25 protein-coding genes and 1 pseudogene are annotated in these 23,640 nt (G+C 41.2%); 14 read left to right on the top strand and 12 right to left on the bottom strand.

Features of this window, described 5'->3' with window-relative positions:
• Nucleotides 1-223 precede the first annotated feature (223 nt).
• The 8 genes and pseudogenes from EP737_RS04100 (at nt 224) to EP737_RS04135 (ending at nt 10,162) form a co-directional block, all read left to right on the top strand.
• Nucleotides 224-2,341: a transglycosylase domain-containing protein gene (locus EP737_RS04100; RefSeq protein ID WP_129726610.1), complete on the top strand. Its 2,118-nt coding sequence runs from the start codon at nt 224-226 to the stop codon at nt 2,339-2,341.
• Between the two features lie 166 nt (nt 2,342-2,507).
• Nucleotides 2,508-3,551, top strand: coding sequence for a uroporphyrinogen decarboxylase (hemE, locus tag EP737_RS04105; protein WP_129726611.1), 1,044 nt, complete (start codon nt 2,508-2,510; stop codon nt 3,549-3,551).
• Nucleotides 3,552-3,635: 84 nt separating this feature from the next.
• The gene (hemH, locus tag EP737_RS04110; protein ID WP_129726612.1) at nt 3,636-4,574 is read left to right on the top strand and encodes a ferrochelatase; all 939 of its coding nucleotides are present in this window, start codon (nt 3,636-3,638) and stop codon (nt 4,572-4,574) included.
• A gap of 20 nt (nt 4,575-4,594) precedes the next feature.
• Nucleotides 4,595-6,010 carry a protoporphyrinogen oxidase gene (hemY, locus tag EP737_RS04115; RefSeq protein ID WP_129726613.1) on the top strand — a complete coding sequence of 472 codons (1,416 nt, stop codon included), beginning with the start codon at nt 4,595-4,597 and terminating at the stop codon, nt 6,008-6,010.
• Nucleotides 6,011-6,045: 35 nt separating this feature from the next.
• Nucleotides 6,046-6,243: pseudogene (locus EP737_RS04120) on the top strand (hypothetical protein); the annotation flags it as partial.
• A complete protein-coding gene (locus tag EP737_RS04125; RefSeq protein ID WP_129726614.1) occupies nt 6,236-6,640 on the top strand; it encodes a GtrA family protein in 405 nt (134 codons plus the stop codon). The pseudogene EP737_RS04120 and the gene EP737_RS04125, both read left to right, overlap by 8 nt.
• A 331-nt stretch (nt 6,641-6,971) precedes the next feature.
• The gene (locus tag EP737_RS04130; RefSeq protein ID WP_129726615.1) at nt 6,972-7,544 is read left to right on the top strand and encodes a TetR/AcrR family transcriptional regulator; all 573 of its coding nucleotides are present in this window, start codon (nt 6,972-6,974) and stop codon (nt 7,542-7,544) included.
• Between the two features lie 203 nt (nt 7,545-7,747).
• Nucleotides 7,748-10,162: a YhgE/Pip domain-containing protein gene (locus tag EP737_RS04135; RefSeq protein WP_129726616.1), complete on the top strand. Its 2,415-nt coding sequence runs from the start codon at nt 7,748-7,750 to the stop codon at nt 10,160-10,162.
• A 124-nt stretch (nt 10,163-10,286) separates the two neighbouring features.
• Here the strand turns inward: EP737_RS04135 and EP737_RS04140 are convergent, their stop codons facing one another.
• The 10 genes from EP737_RS04140 to EP737_RS04180 all read right to left on the bottom strand — a co-directional run bounded on the left by EP737_RS04140 (nt 10,287) and on the right by EP737_RS04180 (nt 16,150).
• Entirely contained in the window at nt 10,287-11,156 is an 870-nt protein-coding gene (locus tag EP737_RS04140) for a DUF421 domain-containing protein (RefSeq protein WP_129726617.1), read from the bottom strand.
• An 18-nt stretch (nt 11,157-11,174) separates the two neighbouring features.
• The gene (locus EP737_RS04145; protein ID WP_129726618.1) at nt 11,175-11,381 is read right to left on the bottom strand and encodes a DUF1657 domain-containing protein; all 207 of its coding nucleotides are present in this window, start codon (nt 11,379-11,381) and stop codon (nt 11,175-11,177) included.
• An 11-nt stretch (nt 11,382-11,392) separates the two neighbouring features.
• Complete coding sequence (spoVAE, locus tag EP737_RS04150; RefSeq protein ID WP_129726619.1) at nt 11,393-11,743, bottom strand: stage V sporulation protein AE; 351 nt, start codon at nt 11,741-11,743, stop codon at nt 11,393-11,395.
• A gap of 1 nt (nt 11,744) precedes the next feature.
• Nucleotides 11,745-12,758 carry a stage V sporulation protein AD gene (gene spoVAD / locus EP737_RS04155; RefSeq protein WP_129726620.1) on the bottom strand — a complete coding sequence of 338 codons (1,014 nt, stop codon included), beginning with the start codon at nt 12,756-12,758 and terminating at the stop codon, nt 11,745-11,747.
• Entirely contained in the window at nt 12,759-13,235 is a 477-nt protein-coding gene (gene spoVAC, locus EP737_RS04160) for a stage V sporulation protein AC (protein ID WP_129726621.1), read from the bottom strand. It abuts the gene before it with no gap.
• 232 nt (nt 13,236-13,467) lie between these two features.
• A complete protein-coding gene (locus tag EP737_RS04165; RefSeq protein ID WP_165350693.1) occupies nt 13,468-13,929 on the bottom strand; it encodes a YhcN/YlaJ family sporulation lipoprotein in 462 nt (153 codons plus the stop codon).
• A 122-nt stretch (nt 13,930-14,051) separates the two neighbouring features.
• Entirely contained in the window at nt 14,052-14,255 is a 204-nt protein-coding gene (locus tag EP737_RS04170; protein WP_129726623.1) for a DUF1657 domain-containing protein, read from the bottom strand.
• A gap of 307 nt (nt 14,256-14,562) precedes the next feature.
• The gene (locus EP737_RS04175; RefSeq protein ID WP_129726624.1) at nt 14,563-15,066 is read right to left on the bottom strand and encodes an HXXEE domain-containing protein; all 504 of its coding nucleotides are present in this window, start codon (nt 15,064-15,066) and stop codon (nt 14,563-14,565) included.
• Between the two features lie 3 nt (nt 15,067-15,069).
• On the bottom strand, nt 15,070-15,300 hold the full coding sequence (locus EP737_RS25950; protein WP_205650875.1) for a hypothetical protein: 231 nt from the start codon (nt 15,298-15,300) through the stop codon (nt 15,070-15,072).
• A 145-nt stretch (nt 15,301-15,445) separates the two neighbouring features.
• Nucleotides 15,446-16,150 carry a polysaccharide deacetylase family protein gene (locus EP737_RS04180; RefSeq protein ID WP_205650876.1) on the bottom strand — a complete coding sequence of 235 codons (705 nt, stop codon included), beginning with the start codon at nt 16,148-16,150 and terminating at the stop codon, nt 15,446-15,448.
• A gap of 294 nt (nt 16,151-16,444) precedes the next feature.
• Here EP737_RS04180 and EP737_RS04185 point away from each other — a divergent pair, with 294 nt between their 5' ends.
• A complete protein-coding gene (locus EP737_RS04185) occupies nt 16,445-17,461 on the top strand; it encodes a LacI family DNA-binding transcriptional regulator (protein WP_129726625.1) in 1,017 nt (338 codons plus the stop codon).
• Between the two features lie 20 nt (nt 17,462-17,481).
• Here EP737_RS04185 and yhfH (EP737_RS04190) read toward each other — a convergent pair whose 3' ends face one another.
• Nucleotides 17,482-17,616 carry a protein YhfH gene (gene yhfH / locus EP737_RS04190; protein ID WP_129726626.1) on the bottom strand — a complete coding sequence of 45 codons (135 nt, stop codon included), beginning with the start codon at nt 17,614-17,616 and terminating at the stop codon, nt 17,482-17,484.
• Nucleotides 17,617-17,736: 120 nt separating this feature from the next.
• On the bottom strand, nt 17,737-17,868 hold the full coding sequence (gene yhfH / locus EP737_RS04195; RefSeq protein ID WP_129726627.1) for a protein YhfH: 132 nt from the start codon (nt 17,866-17,868) through the stop codon (nt 17,737-17,739).
• Between the two features lie 180 nt (nt 17,869-18,048).
• Between yhfH (EP737_RS04195) and EP737_RS04200 the strand changes: the two genes are divergently transcribed.
• From EP737_RS04200 to EP737_RS04220, 5 genes are all read left to right on the top strand, one after another.
• On the top strand, nt 18,049-18,783 hold the full coding sequence (locus EP737_RS04200; RefSeq protein ID WP_129726628.1) for an MBL fold metallo-hydrolase: 735 nt from the start codon (nt 18,049-18,051) through the stop codon (nt 18,781-18,783).
• Nucleotides 18,784-18,817: 34 nt separating this feature from the next.
• The gene (locus tag EP737_RS04205; protein WP_129726629.1) at nt 18,818-19,588 is read left to right on the top strand and encodes a DeoR/GlpR family DNA-binding transcription regulator; all 771 of its coding nucleotides are present in this window, start codon (nt 18,818-18,820) and stop codon (nt 19,586-19,588) included.
• A 427-nt stretch (nt 19,589-20,015) separates the two neighbouring features.
• Nucleotides 20,016-20,984: an ABC transporter substrate-binding protein gene (locus EP737_RS04210; RefSeq protein ID WP_129726630.1), complete on the top strand. Its 969-nt coding sequence runs from the start codon at nt 20,016-20,018 to the stop codon at nt 20,982-20,984.
• A 63-nt stretch (nt 20,985-21,047) separates the two neighbouring features.
• Nucleotides 21,048-22,595: a sugar ABC transporter ATP-binding protein gene (locus EP737_RS04215; RefSeq protein ID WP_342772881.1), complete on the top strand. Its 1,548-nt coding sequence runs from the start codon at nt 21,048-21,050 to the stop codon at nt 22,593-22,595.
• Complete coding sequence (locus EP737_RS04220) at nt 22,592-23,566, top strand: ABC transporter permease (protein ID WP_129726631.1); 975 nt, start codon at nt 22,592-22,594, stop codon at nt 23,564-23,566. The genes EP737_RS04215 and EP737_RS04220 overlap by 4 nt, the downstream gene beginning before the upstream one ends.
• Nucleotides 23,567-23,640 lie beyond the last annotated feature (74 nt).

The following is a 23,640-nucleotide window of genomic DNA, read 5'->3' on the forward strand; positions in this document are numbered from 1 at the left end:
TTCGACGTAATCGGAATTTTTAGGGATACAGTATAAGTGCAACTACGCCTCTGTCTTCGCCGAAGGGCACGGCTCGCCAATCGGCGAGTTTTCTTTATTGAAAGCGTAAGTTTTCCAGAATGAATTAATAAGAAATAAACCAAAAGCAAGAAAATAATACATAAAGGACTAAATTTCTCAAATAATAAAAATAACCACTATTTGGAAGGGGTGTTACACTCCGTTGAAACAAATAAGATTATGGCTTCTCGGAACGGCGGTTGTTCTGCTCACAGCCATTTTGGGTTATATTCTCATTATCTCTCTTGGGGATTATGTTATAGATGACAAAAAGCTTGTGCTGAACTCTGCCTCCCGTATTGTAGATGAACAAGGAAATGAAATTTCTAAACTCTATACGGAAAACCGGGAACTTGTGTCCATTTCAAAAGTGCCGAGTTACGTGCAACAAGCATTTGTGGCGACTGAGGATGCTCGTTTTTATGAGCATCACGGTGTAGATTTCCCATCTGTGTTTCGCGCGCTCTATAAGGATATATTGGTGCGGGGAAAAGTAGAAGGCGGGAGCACGATTACGCAGCAGCTGGCGAAAAATGTTTTTTTAACCAATGAAAAAACATTGCTGCGAAAAACAAAAGAGCTAATCATAGCATTAAATCTGGAACGCCGTTACACGAAGCAGCAGCTGCTAGAAATGTATTTAAATCAGATTTATTTCGGGCATGGTGTGTACGGGATTGAAGCGGCAGCGAAATTTTATTTCAGCAAAAATGTACAGGCACTCACAGTTGAAGAAGGTGCTTTGCTTGCCGCTCTTCCAAAAGGCCCGAATACATACTCTCCTGTGCTGCATCCAGAAAAAAGCAAGGAGCGCCGTGATACTGTTTTGTCCCTTATGCATGAAGAAGGCTATATATCAGCTGAAGATGCTGTACGCTACCAAGGGAAAACTTTGTCTCTTCATGTGACCAAAACCGAGAGAGAGCAAGCGTATCTTTCATACATTGATATGGTATTTCAAGAAGCAGAGGATCTATATGGACTATCATATGAAGAAGTACTGCGCGGAGGATATACTTTTGTCGTTTCCATGGATCCGGATATACAAAAAACAGCCTATAAGCTATTTCAGAATGAGAGCAGTTTTCCTGGGACGGATGGGGATGCAGAAGGTGCTTTCGTATTGATGGACAGCAAAACAGGAGGTATCCGCGCCGCAATAGGCGGACGAAACTATGTACCAAGGGGCTGGAACCGTGTATTTGTGAAGCGGCAGCCCGGCTCCGTTTTGAAGCCGCTGCTTGTTTATGCTCCTGCGCTTGAAACGAAGGAGTATAAGCCGTACTCTCTTCTGACAAATGAACGCCAATCGTTCCACGGTTACATGCCGCGAAACTATGATGACCACTATTCAAAGGAAATTACGATGTACGATGCCATCAAGGAGTCCGCCAATATTCCTGCTGTATGGCTGCTGGATCATCTCGGTCTGGAAACAGCGAAGCAGCCACTAGAGAAAGCGGGTATTTTCATTGAAGAGCAAGGGCTTAGCGCGGCTCTTGGCGGTTTAAAGGAAGGTACATCTCCGTTAGAAATAGTGAAGCTGTACCGTTCCTTTTCTGCAGGGGGCAAAGTGATTGAACCGCATGTCATAAGGCAGATTGTCAACCGAAATGGTGATACAATTGCGACAGCAGCGCCAAAAGAAACACAAATTTTCTCAAAGCAAACAGCCTGGTACATGACGCGCATGCTTGAAGGAGCAGTAAAGGAAGGAACCGCACAAGCTGGTCAGTATGGAGGAGCGCTGGCTGGCAAAACGGGTACAACATCGCTCCCAGGTAATAACAAGGGCGCAAGAGACGTATGGTTTGCAGGATATACACCATCGCTTGTCGGCGCCGTGTGGATGGGATATGACCGTACGGATTCGGAGCATTACTTAGTAGGCGGAAGCAATTACCCGACAAAATTGTTCAAGAAAGTCTTAACAGATGCCCACGCGGAAGTATTTGCAAAGTTTCCTCAGCCAAAGGATGTAGAAAATGTAGAAGAGCCAATCCGGCTTGATAAACTGGAGAATGTACGTGTAAAGCTTGTGTTTACACCATTTGGATTGTTTACAGCTAAGGTTACATGGACGCCCCTTCCAGATAAACGGGTCCAGTACCGTGTTTATAAAAAAGAAGGAAGTTCCTCTATTCTAATCGGTACAGTCACAGGGAAGGGCGAATTTAATGCGAAATATATTAACATCTTTTCTGTTCCAGAATTTTATGTAGTGCCGTTCAATCCGCAAACAAAACAGGAGGGGGAAAAAACAGAAAGCGTGCACCCGTAACAAAAGCCTCGACCATAGCCCGTATGCTATAATGAAAACGATGTAATTCATTGAAAAATGTCAATTTATTGAACAGATGACCGTTTTTTATGCATTTTTCTTAATAAAAAGGTATAGTAAGAAAAGATAATAATATGCTGATTGTCGAGGAAGGGAGACAGGGGTTTTGGTACGAAATATTAATGATACATTTATAAAGGCTTGCAGGGGAGAAAAAACAGACTATGTTCCGGTATGGTACATGAGACAAGCTGGTCGCTCACAGCCAGAATACCGTAAGCTAAAGGAGAAATATTCACTGTTTGAAATTACGCATCAACCTGAGTTGTGTGCCTACGTGACAAAGCTTCCTGTTGATCAATACAATGTAGATGCAGCCATTTTATATAAAGACATTATGTCACCGCTTCCGGCTATTGGTGTTGATGTTGATATTAAATCGGGTATTGGACCGGTTATTTCTAACCCTGTGCGCTCCTTGCAGGACGTTGAGAAACTTGGTGAGATCCATCCAGAGCAGGATGTGCCATATGTATTAGAAACGATTCGTTTATTGACAACAGAGATGCTGGATGTGCCGCTCATCGGTTTTGCCGGGGCTCCTTTCACACTAGCCAGCTATATGGTTGAAGGTGGTCCGTCACGCAATTATAACAAAACAAAGGCGTTTATGTATGCAGAGCCAAAAGCTTGGTTTGCACTAATGGAGAAGCTTGCAGATATGACTATTACATACGTCAAATCACAGGTACAAGCTGGTGCGAAGGCTGTCCAAATTTTTGATTCATGGGTAGGAGCATTAAATGTGGCGGATTACCGCGTATATATTAAGCCGACGATGGAGCGTATTTTTGCAGAGCTTCGCGCTACGAATGTGCCGCTCATCATGTTCGGTGTAGGGGCAAGCCACTTAGCTAATGAATGGAATGACCTGCCGCTTGATGTTGTGGGGTTAGACTGGCGCTTGTCGATTGAAGAAGCACGTGCGCGCGGCATTCAAAAAGCAGTACAAGGAAATTTAGAGCCCGCAATTCTTCTTTGCCCATGGAATGTTATTGAAGAGCGCGTAAAAGCTATTTTGGACCAAGGTATGAAGCAACCAGGTTATGTCTTTAACCTAGGCCACGGCGTATTCCCGGAAGTAAAACCCGAAACATTGCAGCGCCTGACCAAATTTATACACGAATATTCTAGACTGCAGTTGTCTTAAAGAAAACTCGCCGATTGCAGCGGCTAGAAGCCTATAACTTTTTATTTTAAGTACTATAGACAAAGAGGAGACGAAATCATACGGATGAAAAAGGTGATTGGTTTACTGGTAATGGCATACGGCACTCCTTACAAAGAGGAGGATATTGAGCGGTACTATACACATATTCGCAGGGGACGCAGACCGAGTGAAGAAGCTCTTGCAGAGTTGACCGAGCGCTACCGCGCGATCGGAGGCATTTCCCCTCTTGCGAAAATCACGCTTGAGCAGGCAGAAAAGCTGGAGGAAAAGTTAAATACAGTGCAAGACGAAGTTCAATTTAAAATGTATCTTGGATTAAAGCATATCGAGCCATTTGTAGAGGATGCAGTGCAGCGAATGCATGCTGATGGTATTGAAGAGGCTGTTAGCATTGTTCTTGCTCCGCACTATTCTACTTTTAGCGTGAAATCCTATAATGGACGCGCGAAGGAAGAGGCTGCAAAGCTTGGTGGTCCTGTTATTTATGAGATTGAGAGCTGGTATGCAGAGCCAAAATTTATTTCCTACTGGGCAAACAAAGTAAGAGAAACATATGCTAGCATGACAGAAGAAGAACGGGATCATGCTGTTTTAATCGTATCTGCACACAGTTTGCCGGAAAAAATTATCGCAGCAGGGGACCCGTACCCTCAACAGCTGCAGGAGACGGCAGATCTTATCGCAAAGGAATCCGGGGTTACACGGTATGAGATTGGCTGGCAAAGTGCTGGTAATACACCGGAGCCGTGGATTGGACCAGATGTTCAGGATTTGACGCAGGACTTACATGATAAGCAGGGATACAAGGCATTTGTTTATGTTCCTGCTGGGTTTATATCAGATCACTTAGAAGTTTTATACGATAACGATATTGAATGTAAAGCAGTAACTGATCGAATCAGTGCTAGCTATTATCGTCCAGCCATGCCGAATGCGCAGGACGAGTTTATAGAAAGTTTAGCAGATGTTGTACTGAAACAATTAAGCAGCGTTTTGCGTTAGCAGCAAGGGAGGGCACCAACATGGGACAAAAGGTAGTGATTATCGGCGGCGGCATCGCTGGATTAACCGCTGCATATTACTTGCAAAAGCATATACGGGAGCAGCAGCTCCCAATGGAAACATTGTTAATTGAAGCTTCCGGCAGACTGGGTGGGAAAATTCAAACCGTGCGCCGTGACGGATTTGTCATTGAACGCGGTCCCGATTCGTTTTTAGAGCGAAAAACAAGTGCATCCCGTTTGGCGAAGGAAGTTGGTTTGGAAGACGCACTGGTAAACAATGCAACCGGAAAATCATACGTTCTTGTGAATGACAAGCTTCACGGTATTCCGAGCGGTTCCATGATGGGGATCCCGACGCAGGTTACCCCTTTTGTTACATCTGGATTGTTTTCTCCTCTTGGCAAGCTGCGCGCCGGCTTTGATTTTATTTTGCCGCGTTCCAAGGAGGTTTCGGATCAATCACTTGGACAGTTTTTCCGTAGACGCCTCGGAAATGAAGTTGTTGAAAATTTAATTGAACCATTATTATCCGGTATTTATGCAGGTGATATTGATCAAATGAGTTTAATGGCGACATTTCCGCAGTTTTATCAGGTGGAGCAAAAGCACGGCAGCATTGTCCGCGGGATGCGGACGCTGGCACCGAAAACGCCACCGGGGGCGGGGAAGAAGAAAGGGATTTTCTTAACATTGGAAGCAGGACTAGGATCGCTCGTAGAAGCAATGGAGAATCGCCTTGAAGCAGGAACGGTTATGAAATCTACGCGCGTTGAGAAAATCAACAAAACAGAGCAGGGCTATCATCTGATGCTAAGCAATGGAAAGGACATAGAAGCAGCTGCAGTGATTATAGCAACACCTCATAAGATGCTGCCGGCACTGTTTTCGAAATATCGAGAATTTCAGTTCTTTCGCAACATTCCCTCTACATCTGTTGCAAATGTTGCTCTTGCCTTTTCTGAGGATGCGATTCAAAAGGATATTGATGGAACAGGGTTTGTCGTGTCCCGGAATAGCAATTTCACGATCACAGCTTGTACATGGACTCATAAGAAGTGGCCGCATACAACCCCAAAAGGAAAGGTGCTGCTGCGATGCTATGTCGGTCGTCCAGGGGATGAAGAGATTGTCGTTCGACCGGACGAGGATCTGATTAGGACTGTCCTAACAGACTTAAAGAAAACGATGGACATTGATGCGGAGCCGGAATTTACTGTGGTTAGCCGCTGGCAGGAAGCAATGCCGCAATATACGGTCGGTCATAAGGAGCGAATGGCAAAGCTGTATGAGTTTATGGAGCGGGAATTACCAGGGGTATATTTGGCAGGCAGCTCATATGCTGGCGCGGGAATTCCAGATTGTATTGACCAGGCAGAGGCGGTCGTTGAGAAAGTTCTTAATGGTATACAAAAGGAGTTTGCGGTTTCGGTATAATTTGCTTCTAGCTGGAAATGTATACTTTCCTGCAATTGGCCGTTATTTTATTCTTGGGAGGAATTCAGCTTCTTTCATTAGGCATTATAGGCGAATACTTAGGGAGAGTCTTCAACGAGACGAAAAAAAGGCCACTATACTTTGTAGATGAGTATAATAATCAGAAGATTACCAATGAGGAAGGTCAGCCTAGTAGAAGAATGGGCGTAGGGGTACGCAGGACAGATGGATAGCAAACGGGAAGTTATTTTGTATGTCGTGTTTGGTGTGCTGACAACGGCCATTAATATTGTTACGTATTTGTTTTGTACAAAGCTGCTACAGATAGAATATAAGCTGGCAACCACGATTGCTTGGATTGTATCTGTTTTATTCGCTTTTGTCACGAATAAGCTGTATGTATTTCGGAGTAAGGAATCCAGCATGCGGTTCGTACTAAAGGAAATGTTTCTTTTCTTTATTGCGCGCTTGTTCTCTTATGGCCTTGATATTGGAACGATGCTGTTATTAGTCGCGCAAATGCACATGAATGATTTTATTGCAAAATGCGTGGCAAACGTAGTAGTAATTCTTGTGAATTACTTTATAAGCAAGTATGTAATTTTTAAAAAGCAAGTCAGTCATGGGTAAGACTGCTGCTCCATTGTAAAAGCGTGAGATGGCTGCTGCCTTTTCGCGCTTTTTTTCACTGTAGGAAAGTATAAATTTCCAGCGAGTTTTCGTTAGTGTTGTAAAAAAATGTAAATTTCAACTAAGAGACTATTCACTGCGCTGGTAATACTAAATATTAACGATTGTAGGAATCATAAAAGTAGCAGTGAGGGAGTTTTATAGTAGGAAATGAATAGAGAGGAAAAGATCTTACACTGCAGAGCTCTTGCTCATTCTACATTCATATGATAAGATACCACTATACTAACTGACTAAATTGTTCATTTGGTCATTTCAGGAGTGAAGCAAGATGGCAATAGATCGAAAGCGGGCCATTATCGAGGCGGCAACTGCATCCTTTGCATCGTTTGGTTATAAAGCAACAACAATTGATCAGGTCGCCAAAATGGCCAACGTTGGCAAAGGAACGATTTATACGTTTTTTAAAAACAAAGAAGAGCTGCTTGATGAGATTGTGACATGTTTAATTTCAGAGATGAAGGAGGCGGCAGAGGCGGCAATTCGAGAAGATGATACGTTTATTGAGAACGTACTACGAGCTCTTTCCAGTATTTTAACATTTCGAAAGGATCATAAACTTGCTTGGAAGCTATTTCAAGAGGATCGGGATATCGGAACACCAGCTGTGCAGGAAGTCTTACTGAAAATGGACAGAGCTATCCTTTCGTTTATCAGGTACCATCTTGAGTTGGCTATTCAAAAGGGAGAAATCCGTGAGTGTGATCCAGAGATTACAGCATTTGTGATGCGACGTTTGTACATTGCGCTCATTTCTGATTGGGAACAGCATCATGAACCGCTTGGAGAAAAGCAAATTGCTGAGCTGTTTGAATTATATTTATTGAAGGGATTGTCCAAATAGATAATCCTTCTTTTTTACACTTTAAGAAAGTATAAATTTCTAGCAGGAAGACAGTTCGACGTAGTTGGAAATTTTAGGAACAAAGTATAAGTGCAACTACGCCTTTGTCTTCGTCCAAGGGCATGGCTCGCCAATCGGCGAGTTTTCTTTAGAGCAATATGACCAAATGAACAAATCAGTCATTCATAGAAAGAGGGGGAAGTATGAAAAGACTTACAACATTACGGGCGGAATTCTCTGCACTTTTCCAAAAAAGGATGACAGTGATAGCCCTTATTGCGATTATGTTTATTCCTGTTTTATATGCGGGAACATATTTATATGCATTTAAAGATCCGTATGGCAAGCTTGACCATTTGCCAGTGGCTGTTGTGAACCTTGATAAAGGAACAACATATGAGGGAAAAGCATTGACGGTTGGAGAGGACTTTGTTGAGAAATTAAAGGAAAAGGATAGCTTTCAGTGGCACTTTGTGAGTGAAGAGAAGGCTGAGCAAGGGCTGAAGGATAACAAATACTACATGGTCATTCGCATTCCAAATGATTTTTCAGAGAATGCAACAACACTCATGGATGAACATCCAAAGCATTTGGAATTGGCATATATTCCAAATAAGGCATATAACTTTTTGGCAGCGCAAATCGGAAACAGCGCAGTTGAGAAAATGAAGGAAGAGATTTCCGCGACGATTACTGAAACATATACTGAGGATATGTTTGATTCTATCGCGAAGGTATCTGACGGATTGCAAGAGGCTGGAGACGGTGCAGGCAAGCTTCATGATGGCGGCACTGATGCCAAGGATGGAGCAGAGGAGCTTCATACTCATTTGCAGGAGCTTGCGGAAAAATCAATCTCATTTCAAAACGGGTTATCCGATGCAAAGAATGGGTCTCAGGAGATTGCAGCCAACTTAAATCTGCTAACAGACAAATCCAGTCAGTTTCAGCAAGGAATGAAACAAGAAGCAGCCGGTTTAAATACGTTAAGCAGCAAACTTGGTGAATTGTCTAACGGTTTAGGACAGCTGCAAGACGGTCAGAAGACATTATCTGAAAATGCATTGAAACTGCAAAAGGGAACAACTGATGTTTCTAACGGTTTGGGACAGTCTCTCGCCGGATTAAATGAAATCAATGGCAAACTTCCGGCAGCAAAGGAAGGAGCAGCCAAATTGGCAGCAGGAGCGGCTTCTTTATCAAAGGGAAGCTTAGCCTGGAAGAATAGCGCCGAGAGTGTGGGGATTGGAGCAACCGAGGCTGCAGCAGGAGCAGACAAGGTAACGGATGGTTTAGCGCAGCTGCAAATCCAGGTAGAAGCAATGCCGGAGCCGTATAAAAGCCAATTGCAGCCGACAATTGAAAAGCTGCTTGCTCAAAGCCAAGGTGTAAAGGGCGGAACAGCACAGGTAGCCGAAGGAACAAAAACGCTGGCAGTGAAAGCTGGAGAAATCGCTGGAGGGGCAAACGGACTAGCGTCGGGGGCGAACGAACTGCAGGGTGGAATCGGGCAGCTGCAAGCTGGGGTGCAAGCAGTAACTGATGCACAAAAGCAGCTAGTAACTGGAGCAACAGCATTAGTTAACGGTCAAACAGAATATATGGAGGGCTTTGAGCTATTCGGAAGAAAATTGTCAGAAGTAACGAAGGGCTCCTTGCTTTTAGCAACGGGAGCAGCTGATTTAGACAACGGTATGGGACAATTAACATCTGCTTCTGCGCAAATGGGAACAGGTGTCCAAGCACTAGCTAACGGTGCAACTCAGCTTACAGGCGGTGTTGCTCAATTAAAGGATGGTTCTGATAAATTAGCTGATGGTACAGAGCAGTTGGCTGACGGTTCCGGAAAGCTGACCGATGGTTTAAGCCAAATTACGGATGGTGCAGGCGAGTTGTCCACTAAATTAAGCGATGCAGCAAAAGAAACGAGTGAAGCAAGCGGAAGTAAAGAAACATACGAAATGTTTGCTAAGCCTGTGAATCTCGTGACAAAAGACTTCGGCGAAGCCATCAACTACGCAACAGGTGTAGCGCCATACTTTATGTCTCTTGGCTTATATGTTGGTTCTATTATGCTAACAGTCATTTATCCGTTACGCGAGGCAGCTGGGGTTCCAAAATCCGGCTTCTCCTGGTTTATAAGTAAATATGCAGTCATTCTCATTATGGGAACGATGCAGTCTTTAATCGTTGATGGTGTTGTGCTGCTTGGTCTTGATATCCATGTAACAAGCGTACCGCATTTTATGCTATTTACATTCTTAACAAGTATTACATTTTTATCACTAATTCAATTTCTTGTTACAGCGTTTGGAGATGTTGGACGTTTTGCGGCGATTCTGCTATTAATTATTCAGCTCGTTGCAAGCGCAGGTACGTATCCAGTCGAGCTTGTAGCGGATGCACTGCAAGTATTGGCGCCATATGTGCCGATGACATATTCGGTTAGCGGATTCCGTGCCATTATCTCAGCTGACAATATTCCTCTTATGTGGGATAACGCCTTTGTGTTAGCAGGATGGGCGATTGTTTCTGTAGTTGGAACAATCACTTACTTTACAGTGGCTTATAGAAGACAGTTTAAACAAATAGGGCAAGCTGAGTTAGTTCAGGAATAAGAATGATTAACAGCTAGAGTAAAAACGAAATAAAGGTTTAAAAAGGGACTAACCAAAACTCATCTAATGTGTCTTTTGGATTAGCCCCTTTTTGCTTTAAGGAGAAACAAATAAAAGGAATTTCTTATTCTTTCAGAAGGTAAGTTACCTTATCTAAAATTCCCTGCATACGTGAGGCATTCTTTGTGTACATATTTTGAGCTGTAACTGAGCCTGTTTCTAGAGCAAATAGTTCAAGATCAGCTTGACATTTTTTCAAAGTGGCTAATAAGAGTGGCCTTTCCTGAGGAGAAGAAATTTGAATTTTGTCATCATATAAATCAACAGTAAGCTGTCCATAGGAGTCCACTTGACCAATAAATACGTTATCCAAAGTAACGCCTAGCTTTTCCAACTCCGTTCTAAGCCATCCTTGATTATGACCGCTTGCTGACAGAGGCTGGTTCAATATTTTCCCATCCATAATAACTGTTTGTGTTTCTTTCTCCTGTGCCACTTTCAGCCCAAGAACCTTTGGAGTAAGGGGCTGATTCTCTTTCTTTAATAAAATGTTTAAAGTTCCGTTCGGCTCCAGTAAAGCAAACTCGACATCAGAAACCTTGAACACATTTTTTTTACGCAGTAATTCCATTAATTCATCAATTGTATATTTTTCTTTCTTTAAATTGTCCTCTAGAACTTTTCCATCTTTAATAAAAATAGTGGCTTCTCCCTCCACAAAATTCCGTATTCTTTTGCTTTTTAAAGAAATAAACCCGACCAGAAAAGGCACTGCAGACCAAACGAGTATACCAATAAGAGCATCTGAGAAGCTTTGTTCGATTCCCATTGATACTTCAGCTGCAATATTCCCAATTGTAATACCTGTTATGTATTCAAAGAATGATAACTGGGATATTTGCCTTTTTCCAAGCCATTTTGTTAATAAAAATAAAATAATTAAAAAGCTAATCGAACGTACAGTAATCATGAGCCAATGCGGCAATTCAGGCATTCATTTTCCTCCTTTCGGCTAAAATCCTTTATATTGAGGTTCTTCACGTTCCAAAACACCGACTCTTTTTTGAAGATCTAGGATCACATCATCCATTTCCAGCATGCACTCATGAAAAACCCGTTTTGCCTCTTCATCAGCGGCATTTTGAGCGAATGTGCTTAAGCTTGCTTGTGCACCTTTCAAGCTCGCAAGACAAGATTTCACACTTGAAACGATAGTCATGTAAACACCTCTTATCCTTTTGGTTTAAATAATAAAGCTCCAATAAAACCAAAGATGATAGCCGCAGATATCCCCGCGCTTGTTACTTTGAACATGCCTGTTATAACCCCGACCAATCCGTGTTTTTCCGCTTCTTCCATTGCCCCATGAACCAGAGCGTTTCCGAAGCTTGTAATAGGAACGGTTGCACCCGCTCCGGCAAAGTCGATGAGAGGCTCATAAAGATTTACCCCATCCAATATAGCCCCAATCACAACAAGGGTAGACATCGTATGAGCAGGGGTAAGCTTAGCTACATCGAACATGATTTGACCGATTACGCATATGATTCCGCCGATTACAAAAGCCCAAAAAAAGATCACTTTATTGTACACCTCCAAATTCAATGGATACGGCGTGAGCAATACAAGGAATGGTATCTTTCTGCTGAAAGGATATAGGAGATAGCAAAGCGCCTGTTGCTATTACAAGAATTTTGCTAAATTCTCCTTTCTTCATTCGATTTAGCAAATGGCCGTAAACAATGGTTGCAGAACAGCCTGCACCACTCGCACCAGCTAAAACCGGCTGATCCTCCTTGTAAATGATTAATCCACAATCTTGAAATTGCTCGCTGCGTATAGACAATCCGTGTTTATGCAGTAAATCAAGGGAAATTTCCCGACCAATTCGCCCGAGATCCCCTGTTACAATTAAGTCATAGTAGGAAGGGTCAATTTGGCGCTCTCTAAAATGTGCTTCTATTGTGTCGACCGCAGCGGGAGCCATAGCGCCTCCCATATTAAATGGATCGGTTAACCCCATGTCTACGACTCTTCCTATTGTTGCGGAGGTGACATAAGGCCCTTCTCCTTGATCACTTAACAAAGCAACTCCTGCACCTGTCACCGTCCACTGTGCGGTAGGAGGCTTCTGGCCTCCATATTCCGTAGGATATCGGAATTGCTTCTCTACAGCGGTATTATGACTGGATGCCCCTGTTAGCAAGTATTTGGCCCCTTTTCCGTTCACGATAAATGCACCCAAAGCAAGTCCCTCCATTGATGTGGAACATGCTCCAAATAATCCAAAATAAGGAACTCCCAGTGTACGGGAAGCAAAGCTTGAGGGAGTAATTTGGTTGATTAAATCCCCTGCTAATATGAATTGAACATCGCTTGTACGCAGCTTTGCTTTCTCTGTCGCTCTTTTGCAGGCTTCTTCCAAAAGGACACGATGAGCCTTTTCATAGGAGTCTTGCCCCATCCATAAATCCTCATGAAGAAGATCAAAATCCTCTGGAACGTTTCCATTTGCTTCAAAAGGGCCTCCAACTACACCAGTTGATAAAATGACGGGTTTGTTCTCGAATACCCATGTTCGGTGTCCTTGTAACATTTAAAAACCTCCCCATTGTATCCAAATAGTCTTGATGATAGCAATGACAAAGGCGGAGAAAACACCGAATAAAATAACCGAACCAGCTAGTTTGAACATGTTGCCGCCTACTCCCAGAACGAATCCTTCTGTGCGGTGCTCAATACAGGCGGAGATAACCGAATTTCCAAAACCGGTAACCGGGACAGCTGTGCCGGCACCTCCAAATTGAGCCAATCGATCATAAAACCCAAATCCTGTAAGAAGCATCGAGATAAAAATCATTGTAGCTACAGTAGGATTTCCTGCTGACCTTTCCGTAAAGTCAAAATAAGTAATATACATAGTGGAGATGAGCTGACCAATTAAACAAATCAATCCGCCAACAAAGAATGCTTTGATGCAATTTTTCAAAACTGGACGTTTGATTTCACGCTCACTCGCAAAATTCTGGTATTCTTGTTGGACAGGTGTTATATTTTTCTTTTTCTTGGACATATGAAACCTTCCTTTTTATAAGGGTAAAAAAAGTGTAAAATGCTATGCTTGAATTTCTCCAGTTAGGAGACCAATCGGCGAGTTTTCTTTACACTTTAAGACCGTATAAATTTCTAGCTGGAGGACCATCCGACGTAGCGAGAAATTTTAGGAACAAAGTGTAAGGGCAACTACGCCTCTGTCTTCTCCAAGGGCAGGGCTCGCCAATCAGCGAGTTTTCTTTATCGAAACATCAAGTATCGGAATTCATGTCTAATTTTATTTTTTTTAATTTTTTCTCTATGGTTTTCTTATCTGCTTTCCCTCGTTTAATGTCATTTTTTAACTGCTCCATCTCCATGAAGATTTTTTTATCAACACTTATATAGCTTTTTAAATTTGGATAAACGTCATTCATTTTTTGTTTCATTTTCTTTTTTAAGCGATCTAGTTGAAATCGTTCGTGATGCTGTGGTGTTGCAGCAACGTAAAGCTCTTTATCCGAATTGACAGCTTTTGCAGCTGTTACTTCTTCTAGAGAAACAATTTGCTTTTCAGCATTTTGAGAGGGAAGCTGATTGAAAGAATCTGAGCTAACTGTTGTTAATCGAGGTTCATTCTTAGCTGTTTCCTTCTTTTGTTCATTACCACAGCCGACAATGACAGCGAACAAGAGAATAGAGAAAAAAAACTTTGTTATAATTACTCCGCTCATTATTCCATCATCCCATTTCCTTTTATTGTTATACTTTGAGCAAAGAAGAAAAGGACGATATAAAATCATCCTTTTCAATTATATAGTCCAACTACAGTCCTCTTAGGCTGCGGGAATTGTAATTATTGGTTGTATTGAGGTTCTTCTTGCTGAATCTCCTGAATGCGAGGGTTTAAAGAATCAATAATTGTTTGTGTTTGCTGAGCAGTATTTTGATACAATTGTTTTGCTTGTTGGTTGTCAGTGGCAAGCGCAAATCCTTCTAAGCTTGCTTGAGCACTTTTTAATCCAGCAAGAGTTTGCTTAAGATTATTGATGACTGTCATACATGAATTCCTCCTAAATAAAATGTACTTCGAAATATAGAATTCCTATTTTATTATTTAAATATTTTTCCTTATTATGGTTAATGAAGGGTTTATTGTATATTGTTTTAAGTGTATTTTATATCTTTAGTGTCTAAGAAAGGAGAGTGGGTAAATTATTAAAGAAGCGGCTAAATGATTGAAGTTTTCGAAATCATGATTCAAACTTTTATAGCATTTGCGTATGTATATTGCCCATTTACTTAGTCTTTTTTGCGAGCGCCTACTACTTTGTATTCTTGCATAGGAGAAAGGGCTGAAATCACAGCTATAGTAATAATCCCGCAAGAAACAACGCAGCTGCTGCGAAAGGACCTTGTAAAAGAAACCCCAAGCAAAAAAACAACAAAAATTTCTTTGTTGTTAATATACCTTCCCTTAGCAGCAGGCTCAAAGCAAACAGAGAATACGGATAAATAATCAAAATAGCTGTAATAAGACCAGGAACATAGCCGTGAAAGAAAAGAAACTGAAGCAAGTGACCAACGCCATTTGCGAAGAAGATGCCAGGCACTAAAAATGAAAAGAATGTAAGGGGATTCATGCCCAGAAATAGTCTATTCCTGAGCGCTTGTACACACCCAACGAACGTCAAAGCCCATAAAAGCAGAAAAGCAATAGTGAATTGAAGCGTTGTGACGTGAAATGGTATCACTGTGTGCTGCTGCAGAAACGGTTCAATAGTAAAAATTTCTTCTATATCGTGAATGAGATATAGAATTGGAAATGCTAAAATGAGAGGCTTAAGCTTTACAGTATGATTTGAAGGCATGTTTCATCCTTCTATCTGTTTCTTTTCCACAACAATAGGCACCTTGATTTTAATGGAAAGCATAGGCTCTTCGTATGTATATCGTAGCATTCCGTCGTACTGCTTTGTTGTTTTTGCGATTATATATGTGCCAAGACCTTCGTGGGCTCCTCCTTTTGTACTTATGTCAAAGCGCTGAAATAAATAATCAACGCTTTCTTTCGGCAGAGGTAGTGTACTATTTGCGACCTCCATTGGGCTGATGGTGATTGGCTTTTTCTTTGCCTTTATGATGTTTCGTAAAAGTAATGGGTGCTAGGGAAGTCATGAGATGAAAAAATAAGTAAAGAGGGGGAAACGGTGCACCCCTCTTTACTTATTTCAAATTTTAAAAAGCAGTCTATTGTAACAGCTGTGAAACAGTTTGGAATGTATATCCCTTTTCTTTTAACCCCTTTGTTACGTTCTCGATAATGTAGCTTTGCTCGTCCTTAGAGTAATGCCAAATATGAAGCAGGATAATAGAGCCGGGCTTTGTATGTTGAAGTACGTATTGAACAATCGTCTCTGGGCTTTTCGCTATCTCTGGGTAGCTTTCTGGCTCAACATCCCACATAATTGTTTTTCGATCATGCTTGCTCAAATAATAAGGTAATCCTAGAATCTTCTTTCCATATGGAGGACGAAACAAGATTTCCCCCTCATAACCTGCTTCTCGAATGAGTTGGTCAGTTTTTTCAATTTCATTCTCGATGAAGGATGGAGATTTAAAGATCATGCGTTGATGAGAATAAGTATGGTTTCCGATTTCATGACTAGCTTGTACCAATTTTTCAGCTTCCTCTGGATACTTTTCTATACTTTCTCCAATCAGGAAGAAGGTTGCTTTTATATTTGCTTGTTTTAGTATGTGCAGAACGTGATCTGCCTTATCATTCGGACCATCGTCGAAGGTGAGCGCTACAGTTTTTTGATTTGTGTCCAGGCTAGAGACAACCTCGCCGAATAGCTGAAAGGTACGAGCATTCATCAGCTTGTATAATCCATAGGCTGATAATAGCAATACGGATACAGATATAAGAAGTATTGCTGCAATTTTTCTCATAAGTAAGGCGACCTCCAGTTCAATCTATCAACAAATTTTCACTGATATCTACTCTAATCTTTTCTCCTCATTGTAACATTTCTTTAAAGACAGAAGTTTCTCGTTTTCTAATTTGTACAGCAGCTATAGAGGAATGTCAGCGATATTTCTATTAGATCTTCTTAATTGATAGGAGTTCAAAAAAATGTCATATTTTCAATATAACAAAAAACCGCTCTTTCCATTGAAAGTTCTTATCGTATCTTATATAATGTAAAAACAGAAAACGCTTTCAGTTAAAGGGGGGAGAATGTGGTGTCAACAATTGAAGACGTTGCGAGGCTGGCTGGTTTGTCACGGACAACTGTATCGAGAGTGATTAACAATCATCCATATGTATCGGAGGACAAGAAAAAACGAGTGAAGTTTGCGATGAATACGCTCGGATTTGTGCCAAATTCCGCTGCACGGAGATTGCGAAAGCAAAGAACGGAGACTGTTGCTGTGCTCGTGCCTCGTGTCACAAATCCCTTTTTCAGCAGATTAATAGAATCATTGGAAATTTTCGCTTCAGACTATAAGTATAAATTAATCATTTGCCAAACAAGATATTTACCTGAAAAGGAATTAGAATATTTGGAGCTATTGTCAACAAAGCAGGTTGATGGTATTATTTTATGCTCGCTGCAAAATAAGTGGTCGATTGTAGAGCCATATTTACAGCATGGACCGATTGTAATGTGCAATGAGTATACAGATGAGGCGCATATTCCGATGGTGAAATTTAATCAAGCGGAAGGTGCATATGTGGCAACAAAGCATTTATTAGAGCAGGGGCATCGCCGTCTGTTGTTTTGCAGCGGCAGCGATAAAAGCAGTATGATCGTGCAGCATCGAAAAAAAGGGTTTTTGCATGCTGTGTCAGAGCATAAAGAGCAAGTAGATTCTGTTGAATTTGTGGAGGATGCCTACGATATGGAGGATGGCTGCAGGGTATTTCGAGATCTTCTTGATACAAAAGAAAATCCTACTGCTATCTTTGCCGGTGGAGACGAAGTAGCAGCAGGAATCATATTGGAAGCCAAGCGCCATCAGTGGAGCATTCCGGAGCAGCTTGCCGTTATCGGATTTGATAATCAGCTGTTATCGGAAATTATGGAGCCGACAATTACAACAGTATGTCAGCCCGTTGATCAGATGGCAAAGAAAGTAATTGAATTAATGATGGAAAAAATTCGAACAAAAACTTATAAAAAACAAGAAGTATATGAGTTCGAATTGGAGTTAATGATTAAAGGTTCTACCGTGAAACATACGACTGTATTAGCCTAGCGAATATGCTGGGCTTTTTTTTATTCTGCTGTTGTATGCGTACAGTCGTCACATTTATTTTGATACACTTCGTGCAGCTCCTCGATTTCTCGTCCGCACTCACAGCACTTTTTTGACGGTAAATTTCTGAAGAATTCCAATGGTTTTTGTATCATGTGTGTTCCTCCTTAGAAAATGAGAAGTATATGAATTTGAATTGGAGCTAATGGTCCAGGGTTCTACCGTAAAAAATATGACTGTATTAGCCTGGCAGCTTGCCAGTCGGCGAGTTTTGTTTATTCTGCTGTATGAGTACAGTCGTCACATTTATTTTGATACACCTCGTGCAATTCCTCGATTTCTCGTCCGCACTCACAGCATTTTTTTGAAGGTAAATTTCTGAAGAATTCTAATGGTTTCTGTAACATGTTTATTCCTCCCTAATCGTTAATGTTCTTTTTGTTATTATCATTGTATTAACACAACGATAAAAAGTCAACATCTGTTTTATAACAAAATAAAAAATAATGAAAACGTTCAATTTACCGATTATAGTGTAAAGTAGTGCTAAAACTAACAAGTGGAAAGAATAAGAGAGGGTGAATGGTATGAAAATGACGGTAATTGGGTTTTGGGGGGGCTATCCAGAGGGGGGAGAGGCAACATCTGGCTATTTGCTTGAGCACAATGGCTTTCAGCTTCTTGTTGATTGCGGGAGTGCTGTACTATCACAGCTGCAAAAGTACATAAAGGTTGAGGAGCTCGATGCAGTTATTCTATCTCATTATCATCATGATCATGTAGCTGATATCGGGGTACTTCAATATGGACGTCTTATTAAAAGTTTGACAGTCGGAAATGTGCCGGAGCTGCCTATTTACGGTCATGCACTGGATGAGAAAGGTTTTACTTCGTTAACACATAATCCTTATACAAAGGGAGTCGCATATGATCCAACAAAAACAATTGAAATTGGTCCGTTTACGGTTTCCTTTCTAGAAACAAAGCATCCGGTTCCATGCTTTGCCATGAGAATCACTGCTGGCGGCAAAACAATTGTATATACAGCGGATTCCAGCTATAAATCGGAATTTATGGAGTTTGCAAAGGAAGCAGACTTATTTATGTGTGAGTGTAATATGTATGCGGATCAGGATGGAACGAAGCCGGGGCATATGAATAGTACAGAGGCAGGAATGATCGCGAGAGAAGCAGGTGTAGGACGGCTTTTATTAACCCATCTTCCGCACTACGGAAATATAGCTGATTTAGTTGATCAGGCAAAGGCTGTATTTGACGGACCCATTGAATTGGCGAGCAGCGGCTATATGTGGGGGGAATAAAAAGAGAGAGATTCGATAGGGAGGGGATATTTCTATGTTATTTGTCGAAGAGCGGAAAATGAAAATTTTTCAATATGTACAAGAACATTCAAGAGCATCTGTTCAAGAGCTAAGTCAATTTTTTGAGGTATCTGAATCCACAGTTCGCAGGGATTTAAAGGAGTTGGAGGAAGAGAATTTATTGAGAAGAACGCATGGAGGGGCTATTGCTCTCCAAAATGTCAATTTTGAACCAACCTTTGATGAGAAGGAAGATAAGTTTCAGGATGAGAAGAAAGCAATCGCCAGAAAAGCACTGGAGTTTATTGAAGAGGGAGATACAATTTTGCTTGATGCTGGAACAACGACCTTCCAACTTGTTAAAGAACTACAGGTTTTTTCAAAACTGACAGTAGTAACCAATTCCCTTGTTTTTGCGCAGGAATTGCAGGATGTTTCAGGAATTGATGTTGTGATGGTAGGGGGGAATTTCCGAAAAGAGACGTGTGCGCTAGTAGGTCCACTTGCCGAAGCCGGATTATCCATGCTCAGAGTAGATAAGACATTTATTGCGACAAACGGGATCGAAGTGGAAGATGGGTTAACAACTCCTAATCTTATTGAGGCGGCAACAAAGAGGAAAATGATTGGAATCGCAAAACAAGTAATCTTATTGGCAGATCATAGTAAAGCTGGGAAATCGACTTTTGCAAAATTTGCTGATATTCATGATGTCGATAAATGTATTATTGATGCCGGTGTTCCTGAGTCATTTGTAGAGAAGCTCAGAGAAACTGGAGTTGATGTGCATGTTGTTCGCCCGTAGTATATGCGACCTTATTTCTAACCCCCATGCAGCCAAAATGGCTGTATGGGGGTTATTTTACATTTTAAAGTATAAAATTTCAGCTAGAAGCGTATTCGACGCAGCAGGAAATTTTAGGAATAAGCTTTAAGCGCAACTAGGCTTTTATTATTGCCTAACAGATCGCCAATCAGTAATCTTTTTTAACTAAATAAAACATTAATGGTATTAAATATATTTAATGGTAAAAAAATTCATAAATATCATTGTAATTTAAAAAAGCATAAATTATAATCATAAATAATCACATATGGTCATTATATTCCAAGGCATATGGTGAAAATTGATTAAAAATGAGCAAAGAGGTGAAAGCGTTACCATCAAATGTCCAAAAATGAGCAAGAAGAGGTAAGGGGAACTATTAAAAGAGAAAAGGGGAACAAGAAGAATGAAAAAAGCTATCTACAAAGTGTTGGCACCTTTCATGGTTTTATTGTTGCTTATAATGGCAGCTTGCAGTAATGGAAACAGTAACTCGGCAAGCACATCCGCTTCAGGTTCAGGGGATAAAAAGATTAAAATTGGTCTAACGGTGGGTACGTTAAGTAATCCTTTCTTTGTTTCTATGTCAAAAGGTGCTAAAGAGGCTGCTAAGGAACTAGGCGGCGAGGCGATTGTTGTAAGCGCTGACTATGATTTGTCCAAGCAAATGGCACAGGTGGAAGATTTTATAACGAAAAAAGTAGATATGATTCTTTTAAATGCAGTAGATTCAAAAGGAATTGCAGCAGCTGTACAACAAGCGAAGGCAGCAGGCATTCCGGTTATCGCAGTTGATGTTGGCGCAGACGGCGGAGTAAGCGCAACTGTAGCTTCTGATAATTACTTAGCAGGGAAGCTTGCTGGCGAATATCTTCTAAAGCGTTTACAAAATAAAGGGAATATCGCAATTATTGATGGTCCTCCAGTAACTGCTGTGAAAGATCGTATTAAAGGATTTGAAGATGCAATTAAAGGAACTGATGTGAAGGTTGTAGCGAAGCAGAACGGGGAAGGTAACAGAGAAAAAGCGTTAACCGTAATGGAAAATATTTTGCAAGCGAATTCATCAGGGAAAATCGATGCTGTATTTGCGATCAACGATCCTGAAGCACTGGGAGTAAAGATTGCTGCTGAGCAGGCAAAACGCGATAAGGAGTTCTTTATTGTTGGGGTTGACGGTGCTCCGGAAGCTGTAGATGCTCTTAAAGAAAATAAGAGCTTTGTTGCTACATCTGCACAACATCCTGACGAAATTGTAAAACAAGCTGTTGATATTGGCATGAAAATTATTAAAGGAGAAAAAGTAGAATCTGAGATTAAGGTACCGGTAGAACTAGTGACACAAGATACAATTAATAGCTACAAAGGCTGGTAAAATCCAGACAATTAGTGGTTACTGAGCATTCGCACTGCAATGATATATAGAAGGAGGGATATTGTGAAACAGGCTGAAATGACAGCTCGTCCTCTGACAAAAGGTAATTCTATTCTTAAAATGTCGGGTATAAGCAAAGCATTCCCTGGAGTGAAGGCGCTTGATAACGTGCAGTTGGAGCTGTATAAAGGGGAAGTGCATGCGCTTATGGGGGAAAACGGTGCAGGAAAATCTACCTTGATGAAAATTTTATGTGGCGTGTATCAGCCGGATTCCGGAATGATAGAGTATAAGAATAGAAATGTGACGTGGAAAGATACTTTAGAAGCGAAATTGAATGGAATTAGTGTGGTCCATCAGGAATTGAAGTTATCTCCTAACTTATCCATTGCTGAAAACATTTTTATGGGAACCGTTTTACCAAAAAATAAATTTGGTATGGTGAAATGGACAGAAGTATATGAGAAAGCGGCAGTTGTTTTGGAATCTATCGGTTCAACGTTAGATTCCAAAACACTCGTGTCATCCTTGAGCATTGCAGAGCAGCAGATGGTTGAAATTGCGCGTGCGCTTTCGTTTCAAGCGGAAGTATTAATCATGGATGAACCAACAGCAACTCTTACAGATAAAGAAATTGATAAGCTATTTGTTATTATTGATCAGTTAAAAGCCAAAGGTGTAGCGATTGTGTATATTTCGCACAGAATGGATGAGATTTTCAAAATTTCCGATCGCTGTACTGTATTCCGGGATGGTCAGTGGGTTAGCAGTATGCCTATTGAGGAGACGAACCCAGATCATTTAGTGAAATTAATGGTGGGGCGTGAACCGAAGGATATATTCCAACGACAGCTTGGCAGCGGCGTACAGGTGACAGAGCAGGTTCCTGTTCTTGAGGTTAAGGGATTATCTGATAATAAAGTAATAGATAAGATCAACCTACAGGTATATCCTGGGGAAGTGGTAGGACTTGCAGGGCTAGTCGGGGCAGGACGAACAGAGCTCGTTCGAACCATCTTTGGGTCTGTTGCTAATAAATCAGGTGAGATTTGGATTAATGGGCAACGGGTAGACATTGCTTCTCACCGGGATGCAATTGAAAATGGTATTGCCCTTGTACCCGAAAGCAGAAAAGAACAAGGCTTGTTTCTCGATTTGTCTGTTAAAGAGAATATAGCAATGACAATGCTGCAAAAGTATAGCAGTGGAGGAGTTTTAAATTGGAGAGAAATTCACCAAGAGGCGGCAGACTACATTAAGAAGCTACATATTAAAGTTTCATCTCCTGAACAAAAGGTAGTCAATTTAAGCGGCGGCAATCAACAAAAGGTTGTTTTGGCGAAATGGCTTCTCATCCAGCCAAAAGTGCTGCTTCTGGATGAACCGACTCGAGGTGTTGATATAGGGGCCAAAGCTGAGATCTATAAAATTATTGATGAGCTGGCAAAGTCGGGAATGGCTATTCTCATGATTTCTTCCGAGCTTCCGGAGATATTAAGTGTAAGTGATAGAGTTTTAGTTATGCATGAAGGAAAAATTAGGGCTAACTTGCCAAGAGCTGAAGCGACTCAAGAAAAAATTATGTATTATGCGACGGGAGAGATAGCATGAAAACAGACATGTCAGTTTTACGGGCTAATCGTGCAAAGGGAAAATGGAATATTAAAGAGCTATGGAATCAGTACAGCACGATCGTGATTCTTGTGTTAATGTGTGTCGTTCTGTCAATGCTTACTTCTAATTTTTTAGAGGTGAATAATCTTCTTAATGTATTAAAGCAAATTTCTATTATCGCTATTTTAGCAGCTGGAATGACATTTGTTATTTTGACTGGCGGAATCGACTTGTCCGTCGGCTCTACAGTTGCATTGTCTGGTGTGATATCGGTTATGCTTTCGCAGCAGGGAGTTAATGCGATGATTGCGATGGCGGCCGGTGTGGCAATTGGTGTAGCAACTGGATTTGTAAATGGCTATTTAACAGCTAAAGTAAAGCTGCCGGCATTTATTGTAACATTAGGGAGCTTTACATACATCAGAGGACTTGCTTACGTAATTAGTGCAGGATATCCAATCGTATTGGCAGATCCGGTATTTAAATTTTTTGGCGCGGGTGATATTGTAGGCATTCCTACACCGATTTTCATTATGGCCTTCATTTATGTCATTACTTTCTTCATTTTAAAATATACGATGTTTGGCCGCCATGTCTATGCAATCGGCGGAAATGAAGAAGCTGCCAGCCTTACTGGAATTAAGGTAGGAGCTACCCTCATTAAAGTGTATGTAATCAGCGGTCTTTTATCAGGACTTGCGGGCGTAGTGCTTGCAGGTAGATTGTATTCTGGACAACCAACAGCCGGTGTTGGCTTTGAACTAGATGCGATTGCCGCTGTTATTCTCGGCGGAACAAGCTTTACCGGCGGAGTCGGAACCATTCGCGGAACGATTATTGGAGCACTTATTATGGGGGTTCTTAGTAACGGTCTTACTTTGTTAAACGTGAGCTATTATTGGCAGCTTGTTATTAAAGGGGCGGTTATTATTTTAGCTGTTTTGTTGGATCGTTTGCGTACGAAATAATGTATTATTTGTTGTTGAAAAAGACAACTGGAAGTACAATGTCGATAGTTTGAAACATAGAAAAGGCTAGCGAA

The sequence above is a fragment of the Ectobacillus funiculus genome, assembly GCF_004138295.1.
GTDB lineage: Bacteria > Bacillota > Bacilli > Bacillales > Bacillaceae_G > Ectobacillus > Ectobacillus funiculus.

Bases quoted from the DNA above. Each gene is read 5' to 3' on its own strand.
- hemH (WP_129726612.1), top strand. From the start codon at position 3,636: ATGAAAAAGGTGATTGGTTTACTGGTAATGGCATACGGCACTCCTTAC.
- hemY (WP_129726613.1), top strand. From the start codon at position 4,595: ATGGGACAAAAGGTAGTGATTATCGGCGGCGGCATCGCTGGATTAACC.
- EP737_RS04125 (WP_129726614.1), top strand. From the start codon at position 6,236: ATGGATAGCAAACGGGAAGTTATTTTGTATGTCGTGTTTGGTGTGCTG.
- EP737_RS04130 (WP_129726615.1), top strand. From the start codon at position 6,972: ATGGCAATAGATCGAAAGCGGGCCATTATCGAGGCGGCAACTGCATCC.
- EP737_RS04135 (WP_129726616.1), top strand. From the start codon at position 7,748: ATGAAAAGACTTACAACATTACGGGCGGAATTCTCTGCACTTTTCCAA.
- EP737_RS04140 (WP_129726617.1), bottom strand. From the start codon at position 11,156: ATGCCTGAATTGCCGCATTGGCTCATGATTACTGTACGTTCGATTAGC.
- EP737_RS04145 (WP_129726618.1), bottom strand. From the start codon at position 11,381: ATGACTATCGTTTCAAGTGTGAAATCTTGTCTTGCGAGCTTGAAAGGT.
- spoVAD (WP_129726620.1), bottom strand. From the start codon at position 12,758: ATGTTACAAGGACACCGAACATGGGTATTCGAGAACAAACCCGTCATT.
- spoVAC (WP_129726621.1), bottom strand. From the start codon at position 13,235: ATGTCCAAGAAAAAGAAAAATATAACACCTGTCCAACAAGAATACCAG.
- EP737_RS04165 (WP_165350693.1), bottom strand. From the start codon at position 13,929: ATGAGCGGAGTAATTATAACAAAGTTTTTTTTCTCTATTCTCTTGTTC.
- EP737_RS04170 (WP_129726623.1), bottom strand. From the start codon at position 14,255: ATGACAGTCATCAATAATCTTAAGCAAACTCTTGCTGGATTAAAAAGT.
- EP737_RS04175 (WP_129726624.1), bottom strand. From the start codon at position 15,066: ATGCCTTCAAATCATACTGTAAAGCTTAAGCCTCTCATTTTAGCATTT.
- EP737_RS25950 (WP_205650875.1), bottom strand. From the start codon at position 15,300: ATGGAGGTCGCAAATAGTACACTACCTCTGCCGAAAGAAAGCGTTGAT.
- EP737_RS04180 (WP_205650876.1), bottom strand. From the start codon at position 16,150: ATGAGAAAAATTGCAGCAATACTTCTTATATCTGTATCCGTATTGCTA.
- yhfH (WP_129726626.1), bottom strand. From the start codon at position 17,616: ATGATACAAAAACCATTGGAATTCTTCAGAAATTTACCGTCAAAAAAG.
- yhfH (WP_129726627.1), bottom strand. From the start codon at position 17,868: ATGTTACAGAAACCATTAGAATTCTTCAGAAATTTACCTTCAAAAAAA.
- EP737_RS04200 (WP_129726628.1), top strand. From the start codon at position 18,049: ATGAAAATGACGGTAATTGGGTTTTGGGGGGGCTATCCAGAGGGGGGA.
- EP737_RS04205 (WP_129726629.1), top strand. From the start codon at position 18,818: ATGTTATTTGTCGAAGAGCGGAAAATGAAAATTTTTCAATATGTACAA.
- EP737_RS04210 (WP_129726630.1), top strand. From the start codon at position 20,016: ATGAAAAAAGCTATCTACAAAGTGTTGGCACCTTTCATGGTTTTATTG.
- EP737_RS04220 (WP_129726631.1), top strand. From the start codon at position 22,592: ATGAAAACAGACATGTCAGTTTTACGGGCTAATCGTGCAAAGGGAAAA.